The organism is Neorhizobium tomejilense, assembly GCF_964254135.1.
Classification (GTDB): Bacteria; Pseudomonadota; Alphaproteobacteria; order Rhizobiales; family Rhizobiaceae; genus Neorhizobium; species Neorhizobium tomejilense.
Genome location: NZ_CAXUSO020000002.1, coordinates 1,039,517 through 1,061,197, shown reverse-complemented (window position 1 = coordinate 1,061,197; position 21,681 = coordinate 1,039,517). Strand labels below are relative to the sequence as shown.

General features: G+C 60.7%; 16 protein-coding genes. 7 read left to right on the top strand and 9 right to left on the bottom strand.

Annotated features, from left to right (window positions below):
* Window positions 1-10: 10 nt before the first annotated feature.
* The 7 genes from ACSQ3G_RS27710 to ACSQ3G_RS27680 all read right to left on the bottom strand — a co-directional run bounded on the left by ACSQ3G_RS27710 (window position 11) and on the right by ACSQ3G_RS27680 (window position 9,265).
* Window positions 11-742, bottom strand: a complete 732-nt coding sequence (locus ACSQ3G_RS27710) for a hypothetical protein (RefSeq protein WP_436112546.1) — start codon at window positions 740-742, stop codon at window positions 11-13.
* Window positions 739-2,001: a glycosyltransferase family 4 protein gene (locus ACSQ3G_RS27705; protein WP_436112545.1), complete on the bottom strand. Its 1,263-nt coding sequence runs from the start codon at window positions 1,999-2,001 to the stop codon at window positions 739-741. Before ACSQ3G_RS27705 ends, ACSQ3G_RS27710 begins: the two co-directional genes overlap by 4 nt.
* On the bottom strand, window positions 1,998-2,837 hold the full coding sequence (locus tag ACSQ3G_RS27700; protein ID WP_436112544.1) for a class I SAM-dependent methyltransferase: 840 nt from the start codon (window positions 2,835-2,837) through the stop codon (window positions 1,998-2,000). The genes ACSQ3G_RS27705 and ACSQ3G_RS27700 overlap by 4 nt, the downstream gene beginning before the upstream one ends.
* Complete coding sequence (locus ACSQ3G_RS27695; RefSeq protein WP_436112543.1) at window positions 2,834-5,089, bottom strand: glycosyltransferase family 2 protein; 2,256 nt, start codon at window positions 5,087-5,089, stop codon at window positions 2,834-2,836. Before ACSQ3G_RS27695 ends, ACSQ3G_RS27700 begins: the two co-directional genes overlap by 4 nt.
* 65 nt (window positions 5,090-5,154) lie before the next feature.
* On the bottom strand, window positions 5,155-5,814 hold the full coding sequence (locus ACSQ3G_RS27690) for a calcium-binding protein (protein ID WP_105436845.1): 660 nt from the start codon (window positions 5,812-5,814) through the stop codon (window positions 5,155-5,157).
* Between the two features lie 272 nt (window positions 5,815-6,086).
* The gene (locus ACSQ3G_RS27685) at window positions 6,087-7,487 is read right to left on the bottom strand and encodes an HlyD family type I secretion periplasmic adaptor subunit (protein ID WP_105418405.1); all 1,401 of its coding nucleotides are present in this window, start codon (window positions 7,485-7,487) and stop codon (window positions 6,087-6,089) included.
* Window positions 7,488-7,504: 17 nt separating this feature from the next.
* Window positions 7,505-9,265, bottom strand: a complete 1,761-nt coding sequence (locus tag ACSQ3G_RS27680; protein WP_105435569.1) for a type I secretion system permease/ATPase — start codon at window positions 9,263-9,265, stop codon at window positions 7,505-7,507.
* A 255-nt stretch (window positions 9,266-9,520) separates the two neighbouring features.
* Here ACSQ3G_RS27680 and ACSQ3G_RS27675 point away from each other — a divergent pair, with 255 nt between their 5' ends.
* From ACSQ3G_RS27675 to ACSQ3G_RS27645, 7 genes are all read left to right on the top strand, one after another.
* A complete protein-coding gene (locus ACSQ3G_RS27675; protein ID WP_371674243.1) occupies window positions 9,521-10,033 on the top strand; it encodes a MarR family transcriptional regulator in 513 nt (170 codons plus the stop codon).
* A 43-nt stretch (window positions 10,034-10,076) separates the two neighbouring features.
* A complete protein-coding gene (locus tag ACSQ3G_RS27670; protein ID WP_436112542.1) occupies window positions 10,077-11,324 on the top strand; it encodes a glycosyltransferase family 4 protein in 1,248 nt (415 codons plus the stop codon).
* Between the two features lie 179 nt (window positions 11,325-11,503).
* On the top strand, window positions 11,504-12,985 hold the full coding sequence (locus ACSQ3G_RS27665) for a DUF6212 domain-containing protein (protein ID WP_436112541.1): 1,482 nt from the start codon (window positions 11,504-11,506) through the stop codon (window positions 12,983-12,985).
* The gene (locus tag ACSQ3G_RS27660) at window positions 12,975-15,653 is read left to right on the top strand and encodes a glycosyltransferase (protein ID WP_436112540.1); all 2,679 of its coding nucleotides are present in this window, start codon (window positions 12,975-12,977) and stop codon (window positions 15,651-15,653) included. The genes ACSQ3G_RS27665 and ACSQ3G_RS27660 overlap by 11 nt, the downstream gene beginning before the upstream one ends.
* A 39-nt stretch (window positions 15,654-15,692) precedes the next feature.
* Window positions 15,693-16,871 carry a polysaccharide pyruvyl transferase family protein gene (locus tag ACSQ3G_RS27655; RefSeq protein ID WP_105402681.1) on the top strand — a complete coding sequence of 393 codons (1,179 nt, stop codon included), beginning with the start codon at window positions 15,693-15,695 and terminating at the stop codon, window positions 16,869-16,871.
* A 54-nt stretch (window positions 16,872-16,925) separates the two neighbouring features.
* Window positions 16,926-18,098, top strand: coding sequence for a polysaccharide pyruvyl transferase family protein (locus ACSQ3G_RS27650; protein WP_436112539.1), 1,173 nt, complete (start codon window positions 16,926-16,928; stop codon window positions 18,096-18,098).
* 4 nt (window positions 18,099-18,102) lie between these two features.
* Window positions 18,103-19,227 carry a glycoside hydrolase gene (locus ACSQ3G_RS27645; protein WP_436112538.1) on the top strand — a complete coding sequence of 375 codons (1,125 nt, stop codon included), beginning with the start codon at window positions 18,103-18,105 and terminating at the stop codon, window positions 19,225-19,227.
* A gap of 64 nt (window positions 19,228-19,291) precedes the next feature.
* Here ACSQ3G_RS27645 and ACSQ3G_RS27640 read toward each other — a convergent pair whose 3' ends face one another.
* Window positions 19,292-20,038: a GGDEF domain-containing protein gene (locus ACSQ3G_RS27640; protein WP_436112537.1), complete on the bottom strand. Its 747-nt coding sequence runs from the start codon at window positions 20,036-20,038 to the stop codon at window positions 19,292-19,294.
* 268 nt (window positions 20,039-20,306) lie between these two features.
* Window positions 20,307-21,680: a M20/M25/M40 family metallo-hydrolase gene (locus ACSQ3G_RS27635; RefSeq protein WP_436112536.1), complete on the bottom strand. Its 1,374-nt coding sequence runs from the start codon at window positions 21,678-21,680 to the stop codon at window positions 20,307-20,309.
* Window position 21,681: the final 1 nt, after the last annotated feature.

Genomic DNA, 21,681 nt, shown 5'->3' with positions numbered 1-21,681 from the left:
CCTCCCTCGGTCAAATCCTGGCAATCAGCGCAAGACCGGCGCCAGCGGCAAATCCGACCAGAACGAACAGCAGCAACAACATGGGTTTGAATTCAGCGCTCGCCCGCTTCTTCAGTGTATTCAGGTTCTTCTCCATCCCCGCCACGACCCCGTCCAGCCGCATCAGGTGGACATCGAGGTCATTCAAGCGTTGGCTGACCTCCACCTTGAGGTTTTCGACGGCGTTGCCCATTTCGGTCAGGCCGGTGGTTTCGGCCTTGTCCCCATCGATTTCCGGTGCGCGCTGCAGGGAGCGCTGCGAGACCTGCAACTGCCGCTGCGACGCCATCAGCACATCGAGTTTGTCGAGCACTTTTGCCAGCGGCGCTGCGATCAGGGCTTCGGCCGCCTGCTCGTTCGGCTGCGGAACACGCAGAGCCTGTTCGGAACCGCTTCCATTGCGCGCCATGACGACGACATCGCTGGCCCGCGAATGGAGGGGATCGGGCAGCGCGATTTCGAACGCGTGTTTGCCGTCGCCGATACCGTTGCGCCGCAGATCGGGACGGTTGCGATCGGCAACGGCCTCGGCAATTACCTTGCCATCGAGAAGGACACGAATGGACAGCCGTTGATCCGGCGCCATCGGGTCGAATGCCCAGCCGAAGATCGTACCCATGTCGACGGCGTCCACCCGGCCGTTCATCGGCTTGACGTTGTCCTGTTCGGATGCGGCATCCGGTCGTTCGGCGGGACTGGTCATGCGCTCTCCAATGCCTGAACCTGAGCCGTCTCCATCCACTTGAGATAGCGGCGGGCAGTCGTGTCGATGTCGTCGGGCTTGCGGGCGTTTTGGGCGAACAGGTGCAGCAGTTTCGGGTCTTCCACGATGTCTCGCATCGCCGCGGCGAGCGCCCGGGCATCATTGGGTGGGACGGTCAGGCCGTTGACGCCATGCTCGACCATTTCAGCCATTCCGCCGATATTGCTGGCGATGACCGGGCGGCCTTGCGCCTGGGCTTCCTGAATGACCAGTGGTGCGTTCTCCCACCAGACGGAAGGAACGATGGTGCAATCGACCGCGGCCACCAGATCGCCGATATCTTCGCGTCGATAGGGGCCGCGGGCCTGCACGGATCCTGATGTTTCGGCAAAGCGCCTGTTGATCTCCTCGACGAACGTCTCGCTCTGGAAGGGCGCGCCGCCATGGACACGAAGTTCGAAATCCAGGCCGTCGGCCAGAAGCTGACGCGCCGCCTCGAGCAAGACGGTCACCCCTTTCCAGGGGTTGAGATTGCCGAAATATCCGAAGACCGGCTTGCCGCCCTGGAGCAGATCTCTTCGCACGCCGGCCTTGCGGACGGGAATGCCATTGGGAATGACGCTGATCGTATCTTCGTCCAGTCCCCATTGCACGTAGCGATCCCGTAAAAAGGCGCTCGGCGAGACGAAGTGGTCAACCGTGCTCAGCAGGGCCTTCAGGTGGCGTTCGCGCAACGCAAAGCGATCAAGCGGAATGTCCTTGAAGCAGGCATGGCAGCGGTCTGGGCTGGACTGGTGACAAAGTTCCTTGGTGCCAGTGCGCACCATCAGGCCGTCATGATGGCAGATGGGGTAGTAGTCGTGGAGTGTCATGACGATCTGGCAGTCCGGCAGAGTGCGGCGGACGATGTGGGGAAACTCGGCGCCAAGCAGCAGCATGTGATGGAGATGAACCACATCCGGCCGGAAATCGCGTAGCAGTTCCGCTATGTCAGGCACGACGCCATAGAGGTCGATCTGGCTCATGAAGAAGCGGTCGAAATGTCCGGACCACAGCAGGATTTCGTCTCCAGCCGAGCCGATGCTCTGGAAGCTCGTGCCTGGTCTCGCTTCGCGATGAATATGGTTCGTGGCCCCGAGAAACAGAGCTTGATGGCCTTCGCGCTGATAGGCGCGAAACAGGTCATGAGCGAATATCTCGGTTCCGCCCGGGTGAAGGGACGGATGGTTGTGGGCAGCGACCAGAATACGCTTGCTCATCGGCCATTTCCCCGGCGCTTCGCCACGATGAAATCCTGATGGTGAGCCGCATTGGTACCGCGCCAATGGCCCAGCGATTTCAAGGCGACGGAGAGGCCGGCCCGTTCGAGCGCCCTGTCGAGAAAGCCGTCTTCGAAGCCGACTGCCGCAAGTGGCGCCTGGTTGGGTACGAACCAGCACGGGCTTTCGCCATAACGGCGGAACGCAAGGCGCGGATCGCGCCGCCCGTGCTCGTTTGCCGCCGCGATCCGGTCGACCACGAAGGCTGTCATGAACAATCGCCCGCCGAATGCCAGGACCCTGCGAACCTCGGCGAGATAAACGAGGACTTCCGCAGGGGGCAGGTGAGTGACCACCGACGTCATGATGACGAAGTCGAAATGGTGGTCCGGAAAGGGAAGCCTCAGGGTCCTGCCGCTGACGTTGCCGTTCGGATTGTAAAGTTCGTGCGCGATATCCAGTCGCTGGAACGCGAAATTGGAGTAGGCGGGCGTGATCGTCCGCTGGCACCAGTCGATGCCGCCCTCGACCGGATCGATGCCATCGTAGCGGCTCGTCTGCGGATCGAGATACTGGGTGAGCGGCACGGCCATCCGGCCGATACCGCAGCCGATGTCGAGCACGCGGGCCTCTTCGCGCAGGCCGCCGATACGGATGAAGTGCCCGAGGAATTCCGCGCCGATCGCACGAAAATCACCGTCACCTACGAAGACATTGGTGGGTTCCGGCTGCGGCAGAAAACGGTTGCCCCGAACGGCTTCGAGCAGCCAGCGAACACGGTCCTCGTCGACCAGCCGCGCCGGCTTGGGAGGATGCACGAGTGCTACCTGTGTCACGCTGCGTTCCTTTCCTGGTTTCTGCCGTTGGTGGCGGCGAGGCGATCTTGATCTCTGCCGAACTGGTTCGCCATCAAGTCGGTGATGTCGTCCTCCCAGCGTTGCGTGTGCAGCCACGAATTGTATTGGCTGGCGACGCCGCGCATATAGTCCTGGCTGCGGCGGATCGAGCGACGCTCGAAATGATACAGGCAGGCGGCCGGCTCATAGGCGATCTGGAGCCCGAGACGGCGGATCTTGAGGCAGAGGTCACTGTCCTCGTAGTCGCCGATTATGTAGTCCTCGGTGAAGCCGCCGACACACTCGTAGATGGCCCTGCGGGTCACGAGGCAGGCGCCGGTGACGCCGGGAACTTCGCGGGCTTGTTGGGCGGGAGCATAGTCGCCGGGCATGCCCTTGTTGAAATGGTGGTTCAACCAGATTCCGCGCTGGTCGCGGCCAAAATACAGGCCCGCATGCTGCAGCGATCCGTCTTCGAAGAGCAGTTTAGGGCCGATGGCGCCGAGCCTGCTGCTTTCCAGCAGCGGCCGCGACAGCACCTGAAGCCAACCGGGTCCCTTTGGCACGACATCCGAATTGAGCATGACCAGAATGGCACCGCGGGCAAAACGTGCGCCGGCATTGCAGGCCCGTGCGTAGCCGCTGTTGCGGTTCATGATGACCAGCTTCATCGGCAGCCCGTGCAGCAGGTGCAGGCCGCCCAGCATATGCTCCGTCTCATCCTGGATTTCCGGTGAATCGAGGACAAAGATGATCTCGGCATTGGCAACGAGCCACGGATCGGTGGCCATTCCCGACAGTTGGAAGCGCAGGAAATCGAGGACCTTGTAGAGAGGTATGACAATCGAAACGAGGGGTGTGGTCTCGGACAGGCTGTAGTCCTTGGTGGAATCGACCTCTATGGTCTTGCCCAGCCGCCGTTCTATGTCCTGCAGGGCGGGCGCGAGGATCGCGCGGAAGGCACTGTCGACCGCATGCTGCGGCGGCACGGCGCGCAGGACATGGTTTCGCTGCGTTGCGGGCTCGAAAGGCTGCAGCTTCGGTATCAGCGGCCTGACCGCTCCCGAAGCAAGGCGCAACTGAAATCGCGGCTGCAGAAGCGGGCCGGGGGATTCCGTCAGCGGGATCCAGGCAACGAAGCCGGTCACATCGGTCTTGCTCTTTTCATCCTTGCCTTCCGCCCATGCCGGGAATTTGTAGCTGTTTGCGTCAAGCGGCACGGCCGTGCCGTCCTCCTTGACATAGTCGATGCCGGCGAAGGCGGATGACGGTGCATGAAACCAGCCGCCTGCCAGAAGGCCGTCGTCGAGCGCCAGGGCGAGATCGACCTCGCCCGACGGATGCATCGACGACTTGGCAATACGGGTTGCAGGCAGCGGGGCGTTGACCTGAAGGTCGATCGCCGTCGCGGCGCTGCCTTCCGGCAACGTGGCGAGACAACGGACGACCATTTCGCGCAGCTCCACGGCCTCACGGTTTTTGCTCCACCAGATCTGAAGGCTGGGATGGCGAGGTTTGTCGTCAGCAAGCTGGCGGATTGCTGCACCATTCTTGCTCAGGAGGACGATGAGAAACGGAGGAGAGGGAAAGGGCGCCTCCGCGATGAAATGGCACGGTTGAAGACCGCTTTTCGCTCGGCGTCCGAGGACAGGCTTTACGGCCATGCGTGCGATCGAAGTCGCGCCGATCGCATAGATCGCTATAATGTCGCCGAGGTCCGGATTGATCGCCGTCTCGATCAGATGGCGTCCCTGGGCAACCTGGCAGACGATGCCGGCGGCCTGCGGTTCGGGTACGAGCGCATGAAGGGCGTCTTCAACGATCATATGGAAAAGATGGTCACCGGCGATGCGGAAGGCGCTTCGCCAGACGGTCAGCAGGTTGTTAACGAACTTGATACGAGAACCCGGCGCAAGATCGGTAAACAGCGCTTCCACATCGAGGGGCGTGAGCATGCGTGCCGGCTGCATCATGACGGTTTCGACGATACCGCCGTGTTCCGTGCAGATGTCCACATTCACCGGCTGCTGTTCCGGCCGCATCGCCCAGAACATGCGTTGTCTTCCGTGGCCGAGCGGAAGCATCATGCTGACCAGCGGTACCGGCGAGCGATCCATCGACAACAGGCATTTGGTGGTTGCGGGAAGGGCCGGGGGGAGATCCCAGACAAGGATGGCCAAATCCATGCCGAGCCGAAAGATTTTTGCGTTTCTAAAAACGCCGGTGGCGTCTATCGCTTCGTCGAACGTCACACGCTGCCCCTTTGGATCGGAGTTGCGCGCCCTGCGGGAGGAGGCAGGGCGCGCAGAAATCATGCTCAGTGAACGGTGAAGTAGTTCTCGGGATTGGCATGAATGTCGTCAGCGTCGACATTGACCAATGTGAGCGTATCGCCATGGCCGAGATCCACGACGACATTGCCGCCGACCTGCGTGATGCGCGAGGCCAGATCGTCCGGCGAAGTCACGTCGAGGCCATTGATGCCCTTCGAGATCTGCAGGATATCCTCGCCAGCGGTGAAGTCGAGAATGACGTCATTGCCGCCGCCGCCGCCGAAGACGAAGACGTCATTGCCAGCACCGCCGACAAGGAGGTCGTTGCCAGCGCCGCCATCGATGATGTCGTTGCCGTCGCCGCCGTAGAGGATGTCTGCACCCTTGCCGCCGGACAGAAGGTCACTGCCATGCCCGCCGAGCAGGGTGTCATTGCCCTTGTCGCCGTAAAGAAGATCATCACCCCAGCCGCCGACAAGATTGTCGTCGCCAGCTTCACCGTTCAACAAGTCGCTACCCTCGCCGCCGAACAGGGAATCATGTCCCTTTCCGCCGAACAGGATATCGTCACCCTCGCCGCCGAACACCATGTCGTGTCCGTTGCCGCTGTTTACGAAATCATCGCCCGCATGGGCGCGGATGAAGTCGTTGAAGCGGGAACCGAACAGGGCATCGTCGTATGCTCCGCCTTCCAATGTGGCCATCTGCCTCTCCTCTTCAGGTTTGTATGAGTGCGTTGTCGGCGCAGGGTGCGACGATTTCGCGCTTGAAATGTGCACTGCAAAAAACAGAAGCGCAAGCATAACCAGGAGCTAAAATGTCAGATGTTGGGAAATATATTTCCTGAATTGAATATTAATGGCACATTGTTTCGATAATGGGCCATCTTATAAATTAAAGTTGCCGTATTTTACTTTGAAACAACTTCAATATTTGAAACAGTTTCTGCTATGCAGCATTTCTTGCGGCGTAGACACTAGTCTTCCCTGAAGGCGCGATGGAAACTCTCGAGGACGGGAGAGGTGATGTAGTCGATCGCGCGGCGTGACGCGTGAATGATCAGCACTTCTGCCGGCATGCCGGGATAGAGGCGCACATCAGGGTTTGCCTCAAGCGATGCCGGGTCGAGTTTGGCGCGCGCGACGAAATAAGCACTGTTTGATTTCTCATCGACCGACTGGTCCGCGGCGACATACGTGATTGTACCTTCCATCGGCAGGCGGGACCGTTGGTTATAGGCCGTCAGCCGGACCTGGGTATGCGAGCCGACGGCGATGCTGTCGACGTCGCGAGGATTGACGCGCATCTCGACCAGCAGCGGTTCGTTTTCCGGGACGATCTCAAGCAGCGGCTGGCCGGGCGTGACCGCGCTGCCGGGGGTGCGCAACAGGATGTTGCTGATGATGCCATCCTGCGGAGAGCGAATTTCAAGCCGCCGCAGCACGTCCTTGGAAGCGGTGATCTGTTGTTCGACATCGGCAAGATCGACGCGTGCGGTGGTGATTTCGCCGGCGATCGTCGACTGAAAATCGCTTTCGATCCCGGTCAGCGCAAGCTGTGCACCGGCTGCGGCCTTTTCGGATTGGGCCTTGTTGCCGACGAGCTCGCCCCTTTGCCTCGCGAGATCGCTGAGTCTGGAGTCGATCTCGATGACCTGGGTACGCGGTACGGCGCCTATCTTCACCAATGAGTCCATCGCCGCGCGGTGCTCCCTGATGAAGCCGATTTGCCGGTCGATCGCCTCGATCTGGATATCGTATGACGCCGCCAGTTCGAGGTGTTCCTCGATCGTTTTTCTCTGGACCTCGACGCGTCCGACCTTGGTCTCGCGCCGCTTTTCAAAAAATATCGTCTCCGCCCTGACGGAGTCATCCATCGCAACATCCCAGGCGTCGCCGAAATCGCTTGGAAAACTGATTTGCGGCGCGTCGTTCTGTTCGGATTTCAGTCGAGCCAGTTTGGCGATCAGGCCGATGCGCCGGGCCTGGAGCGACCGGAGGCTGGAACGGGCACGCGTATCCTCCAGTTCGATCAGGGGCTGACCGACGGTGACCTTGTCGCCCTCCTGGACGAGCAATCGGTTCATCACGCCGCCTTCGAAATGGCTGATGGTTTTTCGTTTCGAATCGACGATGATCGTGCCGTTGGCGACCGTGGCGCTGCTGAGCTCGACCGAAAACCCCCAGGCAAAAAATCCCCCGAACGACACGAGGATCGTGGCGAGCCCCGCAATGACGAGACCTCGCAGCGGTGAACGGTTGTCGAATTGGTCGAACTCCGGGTTCGACGGGGCGGCATCCGGCAAGGCCGGCTGATATCGCTGGATCTGACGCTCGGAAAGATCGGCGCGGATCGCGAGCGGTTTTTTCTCAACCAGGAGAGGTTTCTGCGCGGTCATATTGCGGCTACCTCGCGGGTTGTTTCGCCCGGCCCCGCTACCGGAATCACGGACGTACGCGGTCCGAACTGGGTGACGCGGCCGTTTTCAAGCACGAGCAGCTTGTCGGCGACCTGCATGATAGCCGGCCGGTGAGCGATGATGATGACGATGGCGCCACTTTCGCGAGCGCGCTCGATCGCGCGGATAAGGGCCCGCTCGCCGATCGCGTCCAGATTTGCGTTCGGCTCGTCGAGCACGATGAGGCGCGGTTGATTGTAGAGGCAGCGCGCCAACGCGATGCGCTGCCGCTGGCCTCCGGAAAGGGTCAGATGTCCGTCGCCGACCGGCGTGTCGTAGCCGAGCGGCAGGCGCCCGACCATTTCATGGATGTCGGCCAGTCGCGCCGCCTCCAGGACCTTGTATGGATCGCTGTCCGCCATTCGCCCGATGTTTTCCCGAATGGTGCCTTCCAGAAGCGAGACGGATTGCGGCAGGTATCCGACACCCTGGCCGAACGAGCTGCGCTCCCAGAGATAGGTATTGTTGCCGTCGAGGAAGACGCCACCGGATGTGGGGCGCAGGATACCGACCAGCAGCCGCGCAAGCGTCGATTTGCCCGCGGCGGAAGGGCCGATCACGCCCAGAACCTCGCCCGGAGAGAGGGAGAAAGAAATGCCCTTGATGATCGGCACATCCAGGCCGGGGGCCGCGTAAATGAGCTTGTCGACGACGATGTCGCCCGACGAATGCGGCGTCGGCATCGTCTGGCGGATCGCAACGTCCGCCGTGAGGATGGCCTCGAGACGATGCCAGGCCGCTGCCGCCAGCACCCACTGCCGCCAATTGTCGATGAGCGAATCGAAAGGGATCAGGAGGCGCCCGACCAGGATGCTCGATGCCATCATTGCGCCGGGCGTGATTTCCTGCTGCAGCACCAGATAGGCACCGGCCGCGAGGGTGATGATCTGGATGGAATAGCGCAGGCTGCGGGTAATGGACGACATCGCCTTGCTCCTGCTCCCGCTCGTTTCATAGGCGCTGAGGGCTTGCAGTTGCAGGGCACGCCAACGGGCCGCCAGGGCCGGCAGCATGCCCATTGCCTCGATTGCCTCGGAATGTCGCAGCGAAGCGCCAATCTTGGACACCGCCTCGATATTCGTCTGATTCGCCTCCTTGGTGAGTTGGCGTGTCAAAATGTCCGTAACCAGTCCGCCGCAGAGAAGCAGAGCGGCGGAAACGGCTCCGATGAGGCCAAAGAGCGGATGCAAAAGGAAAAGGGCGCCGAGGAAAATTGGAGACCACGCCGCATCGAGGGGTGCCGTGACTGCCGACGAGGTCAAAAAGCTTCGCAATTCCGAGATGTCCCGAAGCGACTGCGTCGCGCGCGACAGGCCCTGGTCGACCGAGGCCTGAACGGCGGCCGCCAGGATGGGCATGTTCAGTCTGCGCACAAGCGCACCTCCCATGGCCTGGAACGAAAGGGCGCGGATGAATTCCAGAACACCGAGCACGATCAGGGCGCCTATGGCCAGGATGACGAGCATTCCCAGCGTGTCCATGCTCTGACTGTTAAGCACCCGGTCATGAACCTGCAGCATGAACAGAGGCATCGTCAGCTGTAATAAATTCAGACACACGCTGAGCGCTGCGGCATAAAGCAGTCCCGACAAAAATACACGCTTGGCTTGCGATACTAGCAACCCTGGGCTGCTTTCTTTCCGGCCTCTGCGAATTTGCCCCTTGATTGTTGTCTCATTTTGAACAGTATCGCGCATGGCAATTTGCCTCAGGTTAACGTTAGATCAATCAGTCGGAGGACGTTTTGGTTATAGCTAAACCGAAGGATAGTATTGCTTCCTCCAATCTGGCACATAACGGAGGGCTTGTGCAAGCTAATGGCGATTGGGGGGATTGGGCGTAGTTGAATATTACTTCAATTTTTGAAGTAGTTTCCTGAAACGGAGATTGGGATGAAAGAAGAAGTTGTGCTTAATTTGCCTGTAGAGCTGAGTGGCGAACTAACAGTTCAAATGGGTCAGGCGGCACAGACAGACCCCAAGCATTCTCAGGATGCCGAGTTTGGGGCCCTCCAACAGGTTACATATTTCGAACTCGCTCGCCTCATGGAGCGGGCAAGCAGGCGGTTCTCGGGTCTGATCCGTGCGGAGCTGACCAAGCTTCGGGTTGACGATATCGGGCCGGCACAGGCGATGATCCTGCTGGCAATCGGCGATTCGGAGCTCTCGGTCGCCGAGCTTTTGGATCGGGGCCATTATGTCGGCTCCAACGTTTCCTACTATCTGAAACAGCTTGGTGATGGTGACTACATCGATCGGGTTGCCTCCCAGCGCGACAAGCGGTCCGCACGCATCAAGTTGACGGAGAAGGGGCGGCAGCTCAGAGCAAATCTCCGGGAGGCCGCGATGACCTATGAGCGCGCGGTGAATCGTGGCGACCAGGAGCAACGGATGCTTGAAACGGCCTTCCAGACACTGCATCAGCTCGAACTGGCCTGGGGCAGCACCTCACGGTACGGCGTTTGAGTGGTGGTGAGGGCGAGCGCCTGGCCGTGGGGGAATAGACGCGATGCACGTGGCGTTTGTTCATCGACGGGGTTTCGGTCAGTTCGCTGCCCTGGCCGCCCAGCTTGCACAGCTGGGCAATGAGGTCAGCCTCATCACCGAGACCATAGATCAGAAGATCCCTTCCGTTCGCGTCATTCGACATCGAGCGGAAGCGGGTCCGCGTGCGGATCCGCATATGGCCCGACACATGGCTACTCCCGATCACCATGCGCGAATCGGCCATCGCGTCGCCGAGACGCTCGATGCCATGGTGCGGCAGGGGCTGGTGCCCGATGTCGCCGTCGGCCATATCGGCTGGGGAAGCATGATGTTCCTGAAGGATGTGCTCCCGCAGGTGCCCGTATTGGGGTATTGCGAATTCTTCTATCGGTCGGAAGGGGCGGATATCGGGTTCTCCCCTGACGATCGGCCCGATCTGGAGACCCGCAAGAGACTGCGGCTGCGCAATATCGCGCAACTCCTGTCCCTCGAGGCCATCGAGGCCGGCATCAGCCCTACCCATTGGCAGAGAAGTCTTTATCCTGCGGACGCCCAGGGGCGCATCTCGGTGTGTCACGAGGGAATCGATACGGTGCGGTTTCGACCCGACCCGACGGCTTCGGCCACGCTTCCGGATGGACGCGTGCTGAGTGCCGATGGTCCTCCCATCGTCACCTTTGTCGCGCGCGATCTCGAGCCCTATCGCGGATTCCCGCAGGTTCTGGAGGCTGCCGCCAAGGTCGTGCGCCAGCGCCCCGATGCTCTGTTCGTCTGCATCGGAGGAGACGGTGTCAGCTATGGCGTGCCGCCGCCGGGCGGCGGGGCGTGGAAGGATCATCTCCTCAAGTCCCTGGACATACCGCGGGAGAATATCGTCTTTCCCGGTGCGGTGCCGCATTCGCTCTTACGGCAGATCTACCAGATCTCCTCCGCGCATCTGTACCTGACCTATCCCTTTGTCCTGTCCTGGTCGGTGCTGGAGGCGATGGCCTGTGGCGCGCTGGTCATCGGATCGGATACCGCGCCCGTTCAGGAGGTCATACGTTCCGGCAAGAATGGTCTTTTGGTGCCGTTCTTCGATACGGATGCACTCGCCGAGGCGATTCTCGGCGCCCTCGCGAATCCAGAACATTACTTCGGGATGCGCGCTGCGGCCCGCCGGACAGTCGAGAGGCGTTTCCGGTTAGCGGAATGCCTCAACCGGCAGCAGAATATCATTGAAAAGCTGACCGGAAAGTCGTTTCGAGGCGATCAGGGAACGGCTGCATAATTATTACTTCAATTTTTAAAGTATATTTGGAGTTTATTTCTTTATATCGGTTGAATTTTGTTATTGTGCACTGCAATGTTAGTTGTTAGGCTTCCCCAGAAGACGCAGGATGACTTTGATAAAATTCGGTTATCCGGAATATTGTTCTTTGTTGCAGGGTAATTCTTCAGGGGCGGTGCGTGCTAAATTTGACGTCTTCCGGCATTGGGAAACAACTGGTGACGAGAAAGCTGATCGCGGCATCGGCCCGGGATCGCTCCTGCTTCGAGGGAAGCGATATCGAACACCAGGTCGTTTTCCTCGATGCCGATGGCCTTCCTCCGGTGACATTGCAGAATGCTTTTCCATTGGTCGCCGTCGCCTATTCGGACGAGGGCGAGGCGGATCTGCAGGCCGGTTTGGCGATGCTTAGACCATTGGGGACGATCCCCGCCGTTCCCATCCGGCGGCTTGATCCCGCAAACCGCCCGGAAAGCCTTCCGCTTCTGCAGGCTCTGACCGAAGGTAGCGTCGGCCGACTTGCGCGATACAGCGCCTCGATCACCTCGGAGCTTGCGATCCTGCGAAGGGAACGGGAAACGCTGCTGGAAAACTACCGAGCGCTCGAGGATGCGTTCCAGGCGCGAAACTGGGAGCCGGTTTCGGAGATTTTCTCCCACGATCCCTATGCCGATCCGAAGGACGAGGGGATCGGTCCGCTGCTTGCCGCAGCCTTTATCGAACAGCTTCTGCCGGTATCCAGCCTTGGCGTGGCGGGGTTTGCCCTTCACTTTCACTCGGTGCCCAGAATCAGCGGAGAGCTTGTCGTCGCGTTGAGCTATCTCGAGAGCGGCGAAGGGGTTGCCGAATGGACCGTCCCCTATGCGCAGCTCGTACCGAACTGGAATTTCTTCTCGTTGCCCCGCGCCTGTGGAGGAGCTGCACGTACGTTGAAGCTGCGGATTTCCGCGACCGGGCCGGAGACCGTCGGCCTTTCGCTCGGCTATCCGATCGCCGGCGAACGTTATTCGGCGCGCTCGGAACTTCCGCATCCGGATCTCGACCTGCGCCCGCTGGCGTTCAAGGTGTTCACGGGGTTGCCCGGGGTCAAGCCGACCAGAACACCCAACATGATAGCCCCGAGCAACCTGCTCGAAGGCCAGTACACTGTCGACTATCGCCTGGCGGTCGCGACCTTGAGCCAGATCGCCGACGTTTCGGTCACGCCCATCGTCCCGGAATTCCAGACGGTGCGCTTCCTCGAGCACGAGCATGCCATCGTCTGCCACCCGTTGCCGAGCGGCATATCGGCCGGCGCGGTCAGCGGCGCCATCGAGCCCGGAACGATATCCTTTTCGGTGAGCGCCTTTATCGACCATCCGGAAGGCAAACCTGCGGCGGTCAGCTTCCTGCTTGCGCCAGCAAATTCGAATGCGCGTTCGGAAGTGGCCGAGATCGCGCGAAAGGGCACGGCCAGACCGTCGGCATTCTTCAGCGGATGGCGCGAAGTCAGCTCCAGCGAGGTCGTCAACATCAACATCCAGCTGGACGAGCCGGCACGCGGCCTGATGGATCTGATGATCCTCAGCCGCGCAGTGACGGATTCGGTCGACTTCTCCTGGCTGAAAGTGTCCGGCTTCAGGATGGTCAAGCAATTTACGGAGGCCGCCGATGTCCGGTAACAGGGAGCCATCCGACCTGATCGCCGTGGCCATGCCTCTCTACGGTCACGCGGCACTTGCGCTTGAGGCGATCGAGTCGGTGCTTGCCTCCAATCCCGGCAACTGCCGGATTGTCATCGTTGTCTCTGTTGACGGCGATCCGCGCCATGAGACGTTCGATCAGCTGCTGCTCTACGCCGCGGCCCATCCCTGCGTCCATGTCATATTCGGCCGGAACGCCGGCCCGGGCGGCGCACGCAATCGTGCCATCGATTTCGTCATCGAGCACTTTCCCGAGGCGAAGGCCGTCTATTTCCTCGATGCCGACAACCGTATCCTTCCCGGCACGATCAAGACGCTTTACCAGCAGCTCGTCTCCAGCGGCTGCGGGTGGGTTTACACGAATATCGACACATTTTCGGTCAGCTGGCGCGCCCATTACGGCAATCGCTATTCGCGGCTGGTGCACTGCATCACCGACAATATCTGCGATACGGGATCGATGATCTCGATCGAGGTTTTCAAGGACGGCGTCCGCTTCAATGACGACCGGCAGAACGGTTTCGAGGATTGGGAATTCTGGCTGTCCTGCATCGAGCACGGTTTCGTCGGCATGCCCTGCCACGACACCGTCTTCGAATACAGGCTGAGGGCGGAAAGCCGCTTCAAGGAGGCGAACCGCGACCGCGCTACGTCGGTCAGCTTCCTGCGCAAGCGTCACATGCCGTTGTTCCAGCGCCCGATGCTGGTGGATTTCGAGCATGAGGATTGCCCGCGTTACCTGTTTGCGCGGACGGAAGATACGGCGATCTCCTTCTTCACCGATCCCACCAAGCCACCGACGATGCTTCGCCTCGATGACATCATCCCGGCCTTCTGGGGCAATATCGGCGAGCCGGACAACGAACATTTTCCGCCATTCCTGGTCGCTGGAAGCGGCGCGGCGCTCGACCTTCTGCGGCGCTCGCGTATGCTGCCGAACGTGCTTGCTCATCTCGAGCGCCTGAGCGAGGTGAGCAATGTCGTTTTCGTCCAGCTCGCCAACGATGCTTCCCAGCGCAAGATCGAGCCGGTCATTCATGGTCCGGGCGCACAAAAAATCGGCCCCGCCGACCTCGTCTTCCTGTCGACCCGGATCGCCCAGGACGTGGTCCAGAACAATGCCGTCGACTGGTTCGCCTCGATCGCAAGCCAGCAGGTATGGCCGACATCGGCCATTCTGAAAGTGCGCTTCCCTTTTCCAAGAAGCCTCCCGCGCCGCGCCCTCATCACGCCTCAGCAGGTGATGATCAATTGCCTTAACGCGATTGCCTCAAGCCCCCTCCGCGAGACGGCGGGCAGGCGGTGGACCTGGCGTCCGGCGCGGCTGGTACCCTATACCGATCTCCACAAGGCGTTGCGCAAGGAGATCGGAGGATCGCCGGTCCTGCCGCTCGGGCATAACGAGGGCAAGCGCACCGTGGCGCTGCTGGTGCCGAACGCCTCGTTCGGCGGGGCTGAAAAGGTCGTTTATGCCGCGGCCCGGGAGTTGAAGGCGGCCGGTTACGAAACCCACCTCTTCGTGCTCGGCACGTCCCGGATGGACGTGATCGACGAATTCGATTCCAGCTTCGACTACATCCATTTCTGGGAGGCGGGCATTCCGGCCTGGGGAGGGTCGGGTTCTTTCCTAGGACAGGACTTCATCGCCGAGGAGCATTCGGTCGACTGGCAGGCGCTCAAGGGGCAGCTTTCCGGCTTCGACCTGGTCATCAACAACCACGTGATGGCCGTCCATCCCCTTATCGCGCGACTGCGCTCCGAAGGCACGCGCACGGCCTGCTACCTGCACGTCGTGGACAACACGGCCTTCAAGAGGCCCGCCGGCCAGCCCTTTGCAGCGATTGCCCACGAGCATTGCTACGATGCCTTCCTGACCTGCTCCGAACAGCTCAAGATCTATCTGCACAGCTACGGTGTCCCGCACGAGAAGGTCTTCGCCGTTGCGAACGGCGCGAGCTTCTCGGTGCCGCCCAAAGCCTTGGCGGAGGTCCTTGCCGTCAGGCGTATTGAGCGCAAGGATGACCGCTTGCGGATTCTTTACATGGGCCGGTTTGACCAGCAGAAGGGCATCGACAGGCTGGCGGCAGTGCTCGCGGAATTGCGGGCCTCCAACCTCGCCTTCGACGCCCGGGCCATCGGAGGGGAAATCCTCGCCGATTCCAGGGTCTCCTGGAGTGAGCGGCTGAAGGACCTCGGTATCGACGTGCGTCCGCCGGTCTTTGCGAGCAAGGATCTGATCAAGGCGCTCGGCTGGGCCGATGTTCTCCTCATGCCGTCACGGTGGGAGGGCGCGCCGCTGATGATCGCCGAGGCACAGCAGCTCGGCTGCGTGCCCATCGCGACCGCGGTTGGCGCGGTGGACGAGCTCATTTGCGACGGCGAGGACGGCATACTCATCGACGCGGCTTCCGATCCTCAGATGGTGAGGGAGATGGCACGCATCATTGAAGAGGTCGCGCGCAATCGCGCACGCCTTGCGCCGCTCATGGAGGGCTGCATCAGAACCGCCGCGCACCGGTCTTGGACGTCCTCCTTCTCGGATTTCATCGCCTGGAGCGATCGGTCCGTAAAAAATTCGTCACTGTCCCGCGCCGCGATCTTTCGCGAGCAGGCGACGGCAAATCCCGTGGTCGCGGCAGCTGGCTGATCGCCGAGCCGCTTCTTTGAAACAGAAAGGTCTAGTCGAATGCGTCCGCGAATTCTCGTGACGGGTATTCCTGGTCACTACACGCGCCTTGCCAATGGCGCCCATGGTTCGTCCGTCTCCTATTCAGAGCGGCAGAAGCAGCCGGAAACGAAAGAGGAGTTCCTGCAGGAGCTGAGCAACATCAGCAATACCGGGAACTACCTCATCGGCGAAGGCGCCCTGCGGGCACTCGCTCCGCATGCCAAGCAGGTTCCGTTCTGGCATCTCTACAATCTGAGCAAGAGCGGCAGCGGGTTCGATGAGTTCAACGCCAATTTCGATATCTGCGTCTTCACCTGCGCGAACCTGTTGCGCAAGGGGCTTTCCGCAGATGCCGAGGCGGATGTGCTGAGCCGGCTCAACATGCCGATCGTCATGCTGGGTATCGGATTGCAGAACCGCAAGGACCTGGAAAACAATCTTCCGGAAGGAACTAAGCGGCTTCTGGCCGTCCTAAAGGAGCGAGAGCATTATTTCCTGACGCGCGGCTACGAGTCCGCCGGCTTCCTGAAGGATCAGGGCTTCTCCTTCGTGCGCCCGACCGGCTGCCCCTCCGTCTATTTCATGCCTGACAACATGCGCCGGTCGATGAGGAAGCTTCCGAGCGTCAAGATCGGCCAGGCGAAGACCATTTTTTCGGGCTATCTCGGCGGCAATCAGGATGCGATCGTGGATGCGAACGCGCTCGCTCCGCAAGATACCGTACCGCCATACGTCGTGCAGGACGAGTTCCTTCACTTCGATATGAAGGTAGAGCCCAATGACGAGGGCCGTGTCTATGATTCCGCGTCGGGCCGGATGATCGGCGATCTGACTTATCCCGGCATTGAGCGGGAGAAGCAGCGGTTCGAGGTTCGCACCTTCTTCGACAACAACCAGTGGCGCGGCTGGGCCTCGTCGATGGATTTCAATTTCGGCCGGCGTTTTCACGGCTCGATCATCGCCATGCAGGCGGCCGTGCCCAGTCTGATGGTGGCGGTGGACGACCGCATGCGCGAGATGCTGGGCTTCACTGGCCTGCCGGCTGTCGACATCATGGAGGTCGACAAGGCGGAGAACCGCGCCGAGTTCGTGGCCGACCATCTGTCGCAGCTCAACACGAGCGAACTCGTCGACCGGTATTCCGATCGCGAGAGCGCCTTCCGCACCACGCTTCGCGAAATCGGCATCGGTCTCTAGCGAGGCCCTATCCACGGGCCTGCGGGCCATCACCCTTCGGTTCAGAGGACAGTCATGCGTATCTTGCTTACGGGCATTCCCTCCTATCTGCAGCGAACGATTGCGGACGTCTCCGGTACGACCGTTATCCATCGGCCCTATTTCGACGAGACGAGGACAAAAAAGGATTTGATCGCGCAGGTCAGGAAGATCGCCAATACCGGCAACTACCTGATTGGCGAGGGAGCGGCCGAGAGCCTGCGCGGCCATAACGTCACCTATCTGCCGTTCTGGCACCTGGCCAACAATCGGGAGTCGAACGAGATTTTCGAGCAGGTGAACCGCGAGTTCGATCTATGCGTCTTCGCCTCCGCCAATCTGCTGCGCCCCGGCTATTCCGCCGATCTCGAGGCGGAAATCTTTGCGAAGCTGACGATGCCGATCGTGGTGATGGGCATCGGCATCCAGCGCAAGGAGGGCCTCAAGGATCAACTGCCGGCCGGTACGCTCAAGTTCCTGGACGTGTTGCGGAACAAGGAGAGTTTCTTCCTCACGCGCGGTTACTTCACCGCCGAATTCCTCAGGGAGCAGGGGATGAAGTTCGTCAAGCCGACGGGCTGCCCGTCCCTCTATTTCTCGCCAAGCGACATGAAACGTTCGCTGACCGCGCTCGCCAACCCGGCGCTGGCGGAAGCCCAGAAGATCGCCTTCGGCGGTTATCTTGGCAGCGTTGCCGATACGATCGTCGACGCCCACGCGCTGCTCAAGCCCGACAGCGTCGCAAGCTATGTCGTCCAGGACGAACTTGTTGCCTACAACCTTTCCCTGACCGGCGGCGACACTGACATCGCCTATGACCGGTCGAGTGCGCGCATCACCGGGGGCACGGAATACAAGCATTCGGAGAAATGGCAGCGGAAATACGAGTTGCTGGTCTACTTCGACACGAACCAGTGGCGCGGGGCGATGTCCGAGCGCGATCTCTGCTTTGGCCGCCGCTTCCATGGCTGCATCATCGGCATGCAGGCCGGCACGCCCGCCCTGATGATCGCCGTCGATGACCGCATGCGGGAAATGCTGGAATTCATCGGCTTTCCTTATATCGAAGCCTCCACCTGGAACAGGGAGACGGATAAGCGCGCCTATCTCGCCAACTTCCTCGGCAAGATCGACACGCAGGCCGTGATCGACCGCTATTCCGCTTGCGAGGCGAATTTCCGCAGTGCTCTGGGGCAGATCGGACTTTGAGCGGATGACGGTGGCGGTGCAGGTGCGCGCGATCCTTGCCTGTGCGCTGGCGGTGCTCTGGGCGTTTGCCCAAGTGCCGCCGGCGGACGCGCGCGATGTGGCTACCGACCGCATCGGCGTCAACCGGGTCAACCTCGCCTGGCTTTCTCGCGCCGACCAGGAGCGTATACTGAAGGAAATCGCGGCGAGTGGCATCACCCATGTCCGGCTTTCGCTGTCGAGGCCGGTGGACAAGAGCATCGATGCGCTCGAGATCGCGGACCGGTTGGGGCTGAAAGTCCTTCTTGAGATCCAGCTCGGGAACAAGGATTATTATCCCCCGGGCGCGCGTCCCCGCACCGGTTTCGGCCGTATCTGGGATGTTCAGCGGCTTTCGGATCTCGACCTCGATCTGTACCGGTCGCAGTTGCGCTCGGCCCTTCGCCGCATCGACGACATGGGCATCCGCATCGACGCCGTTGAGCCCGGAAACGAGATAAACTACAGCGCCTATAACGGCGACCTCGTCGTCTACGAGAAGCCCGGGCGACGGACGCCGCGCAACGTTTCGGAAGTCGCAGACCGCACGGCCTTCGGGCGCGGGCTCGACGCCTATGTCGGTGCAGTTCGCATCACGCGGGAGGAGTTGCAGGCGACGGTCCATAGCCGCGAGGCGCTTTTGATTTCGGCCGGGCTGTCCGATGTCGGCACCGGCGAGGCCGATAGCCGGGGCATGGAACGGCTCGACCCCGGCGAATTCATTTCACTCCTGCGAGAGCGGGGTATCGATGCGCTGGTCGATGGCTATGGAATTCATCTCTATCCGGGGCGCAAGGATGACGCGGGACTTGCGAGTTATGTAATGACACTTCTCGGCTTTTGCCGGCCCGAAGGGGAGGGCAAGCCGTGCTGGGTGACCGAGTGGGGCATCGCCAACACTGCGCTTTCCTGCCCCCTGGACGATCGCGAGCGGGAAGTGGCGGTTCGTGCCGTGCGCCGCAGCTTTGAAGATCTGATGGACGAAGGAAGGCTGAGAGCGGCCTTCTATTACGACTGGGACACCCAAGCGGTCTATAGCGTCTGGCGTTGCGGCGCGTTAAGCCCGGCCGGCGTCGCGGCCACGAAAACGGGAAAGGTTGACGCGAAGTAGGAAAATCCACGCGCTCAAAGATCGCAAAGACCGGATATGCGCGGCAGACGCTGGAGTTTCCCGTTCAAGAGAACCGCTCCCGGAATAGGGGCGAGCCAGCTTCCTCCTCCGCGATGGCAGCCTCGCGCAGCGCCTGAAAGTCGGCTTGGTGCTCGACCCTGGTACCGCCAAGCCGCACCGTCACCAATATCTGGCGCTCCTGTCCGGCTGTGAATATGGTTTCCTTTACCTGCACGCGAATACGCTCGCAGATGTCGTTGGCATTTTCCATCGTCGTGCCAGGCAGATAAATGCCAAGTTCGTCTGAGGCAAGGCGGGCGACAAGGTCACTATGGCGCACGGAAGAATATACGATCCGGACCATCGATTGAAGCAGCGTATCAGCCCATTGTGGGCCGTAACGGCGATCGATTGCATCGAAATCGTCAATCTTGAGAATGAGCAAGACGCCATCGGAGCTTTCGGCGCTGCTTGTGCGCCTGCGTTCTATCGCATGCTCGACCGAATTCGCAAATTCGCCGGCGCGCATTGTGCCTGTGACCGGGTTGCGACTGAGCGCGTGCCGAAGCTCTTCCTGGGTATCACGGAGGGCTTCGTTACGCCGATAAAGCGCCAATTGAAGCGGAAATGTAACGGCCGCCGATATCAACGCGACGGCTGTCAATTCCACCCCGAATGGACGGTGGGGAACAAGCAGGCTTAATAGCCAAGCAATCGCGATCGCTCCAATTGCAATGGCGATGGTGCGGAGCATTGCCATCTTGATATGCGGTATGACTAAAGCTTGGCGAAAACGGAAATACAGGGTCATCGGTTGAGGGAGCTTTTGCGGTGGTCTCTATCTTTGAGATATTCCGTGAAAATACCACGTGAATAAACCTTATGGTATTTTAACAATGGGCCTGAAGAATTTCATCGGAAAGGCGATCGGGCCGCAGCGGCGGAATGGCTGGGTGCGGTTCGTATCGATGCAGCCTCGCTAAAACCTCATGCACCGGGAGGAGGAGTGCGAATGCTGCCGTTCTGCCTCAGCGCCTGGCAAGATTTCTCTCGGCACCAAGGCAGAGAGACTCTTCGCATTACCGCTTCATCTCACCGAGCTTCGTCAGCAGCGCCGCCCCCGTCTTGATGCCGGCAATGAACAGATCCAGCTTGAGGTTTTCATTCGGCGCATGGTTCGCCTCATCCGCATTGGCGTAAGGCACGACGAACGCCGGCTTCTTCAGGATCTTCGTGAACACGTAATCCGGCAGCGATCCGCCAACGGTCGGGTAGAGCAGCGGCTCGACGCCGCGGGCGGTGAAGATGGCGTCCTGGATGACCGGTGCGAACGGGCTGTCCATCGGCGTTTTCGACGGCAGCATGGCGTTCAGCGGTACGAACTCCACGTCCGGCGCATGAGCCGCCACATGCGCCCGCACCTTCTCGAACACGTAATCCGGCGTCAGGCTTTCGACTAGGCGGATGTCGCACTTGGCAAACGCCTCGCAGGGCAGAACCGTCTTCTGGCCCGGCCCGCCGTAACCGCCATGCAGGCCGTTGATGGTCAGCGTCGGGTGGAACATCAGCCGGTCGAAATAACCGCGGTCGAGCGGAGCGTCGAGTTCCTTGATGCCGAGATCGGCCTTGATCGCATCGAGATCGAGCGGCAGCTTGCTGACGGCCTCGCGCTCCATATTGGTCGGCGGCACAACGACGTCGTGGAGACCGTCGATGGTGATCTCGCCCTTGTCGTTCTTCATCGTCGCCAGCAGATGCACCAGCTTCCAGATCGCGTTCGGCATCACACCGCCGAAATTGCCGGAATGGGCATCGCGATTGGCGGTCTTCGCGCGCAGCTCGAAGGATGCGACACCGCGTACGCCAAAGGTGATGATTGGCGTGTCGGATTCATGCAGCGGGCCGTCTGAGGTGACCACCAGATCGGCGTCCAGCTTGTCGGCGTGCTCGGCGACGAACTCGGCGATATGCGGGCTGCCGATCTCTTCTTCGCCTTCCAGCAGGAAGATGACGTTGCAGGGCAGTTCGCCCGTCACCTTCAGATGCGATTCCAGCGCCATCAGCTGGGCGAAATGCTGGCCCTTGTTGTCGCCGATGCCGCGCGCATAGATGCGCCCGTTGCGGATCGTCGGCTCGAAGGGCGGGCTGTCCCAGAGTTCGTAGGGCTCCGGCGGCTGCACGTCGTAGTGGCCATAAAGCAGGACAGTCGGCTTGCCCGGCTGGTTTTCCATGCGGCCGAGCACCATCGGATGGTTCTTGGTCGGGATGGTGACCGCCTCCATGCCCATGCCGTTCAGCATGTCGACGAGGATGGCCGCCACTTCCGCGATGCCCTTGTTCTGGGCGCTGATCGAGGGATGGCGGACATAGTCCATCACCCGCTCGATGAAGCTTTCGCGGTTTTCCTCGATATGCGCGAAGACGCGCTCCAGATCGCTCTTTTGCTCAGTCATC

Bases quoted from the DNA above. Each gene is read 5' to 3' on its own strand.
- ACSQ3G_RS27710 (WP_436112546.1), bottom strand. From the start codon at position 742: ATGACCAGTCCCGCCGAACGACCGGATGCCGCATCCGAACAGGACAAC.
- ACSQ3G_RS27705 (WP_436112545.1), bottom strand. From the start codon at position 2,001: ATGAGCAAGCGTATTCTGGTCGCTGCCCACAACCATCCGTCCCTTCAC.
- ACSQ3G_RS27690 (WP_105436845.1), bottom strand. From the start codon at position 5,814: ATGGCCACATTGGAAGGCGGAGCATACGACGATGCCCTGTTCGGTTCC.
- ACSQ3G_RS27680 (WP_105435569.1), bottom strand. From the start codon at position 9,265: ATGCGCGATACTGTTCAAAATGAGACAACAATCAAGGGGCAAATTCGC.
- ACSQ3G_RS27675 (WP_371674243.1), top strand. From the start codon at position 9,521: ATGGGTCAGGCGGCACAGACAGACCCCAAGCATTCTCAGGATGCCGAG.
- ACSQ3G_RS27670 (WP_436112542.1), top strand. From the start codon at position 10,077: ATGCACGTGGCGTTTGTTCATCGACGGGGTTTCGGTCAGTTCGCTGCC.
- ACSQ3G_RS27660 (WP_436112540.1), top strand. From the start codon at position 12,975: ATGTCCGGTAACAGGGAGCCATCCGACCTGATCGCCGTGGCCATGCCT.
- ACSQ3G_RS27655 (WP_105402681.1), top strand. From the start codon at position 15,693: ATGCGTCCGCGAATTCTCGTGACGGGTATTCCTGGTCACTACACGCGC.
- ACSQ3G_RS27650 (WP_436112539.1), top strand. From the start codon at position 16,926: ATGCGTATCTTGCTTACGGGCATTCCCTCCTATCTGCAGCGAACGATT.
- ACSQ3G_RS27645 (WP_436112538.1), top strand. From the start codon at position 18,103: ATGACGGTGGCGGTGCAGGTGCGCGCGATCCTTGCCTGTGCGCTGGCG.
- ACSQ3G_RS27640 (WP_436112537.1), bottom strand. From the start codon at position 20,038: ATGACCCTGTATTTCCGTTTTCGCCAAGCTTTAGTCATACCGCATATC.
- ACSQ3G_RS27635 (WP_436112536.1), bottom strand. From the start codon at position 21,680: ATGACTGAGCAAAAGAGCGATCTGGAGCGCGTCTTCGCGCATATCGAG.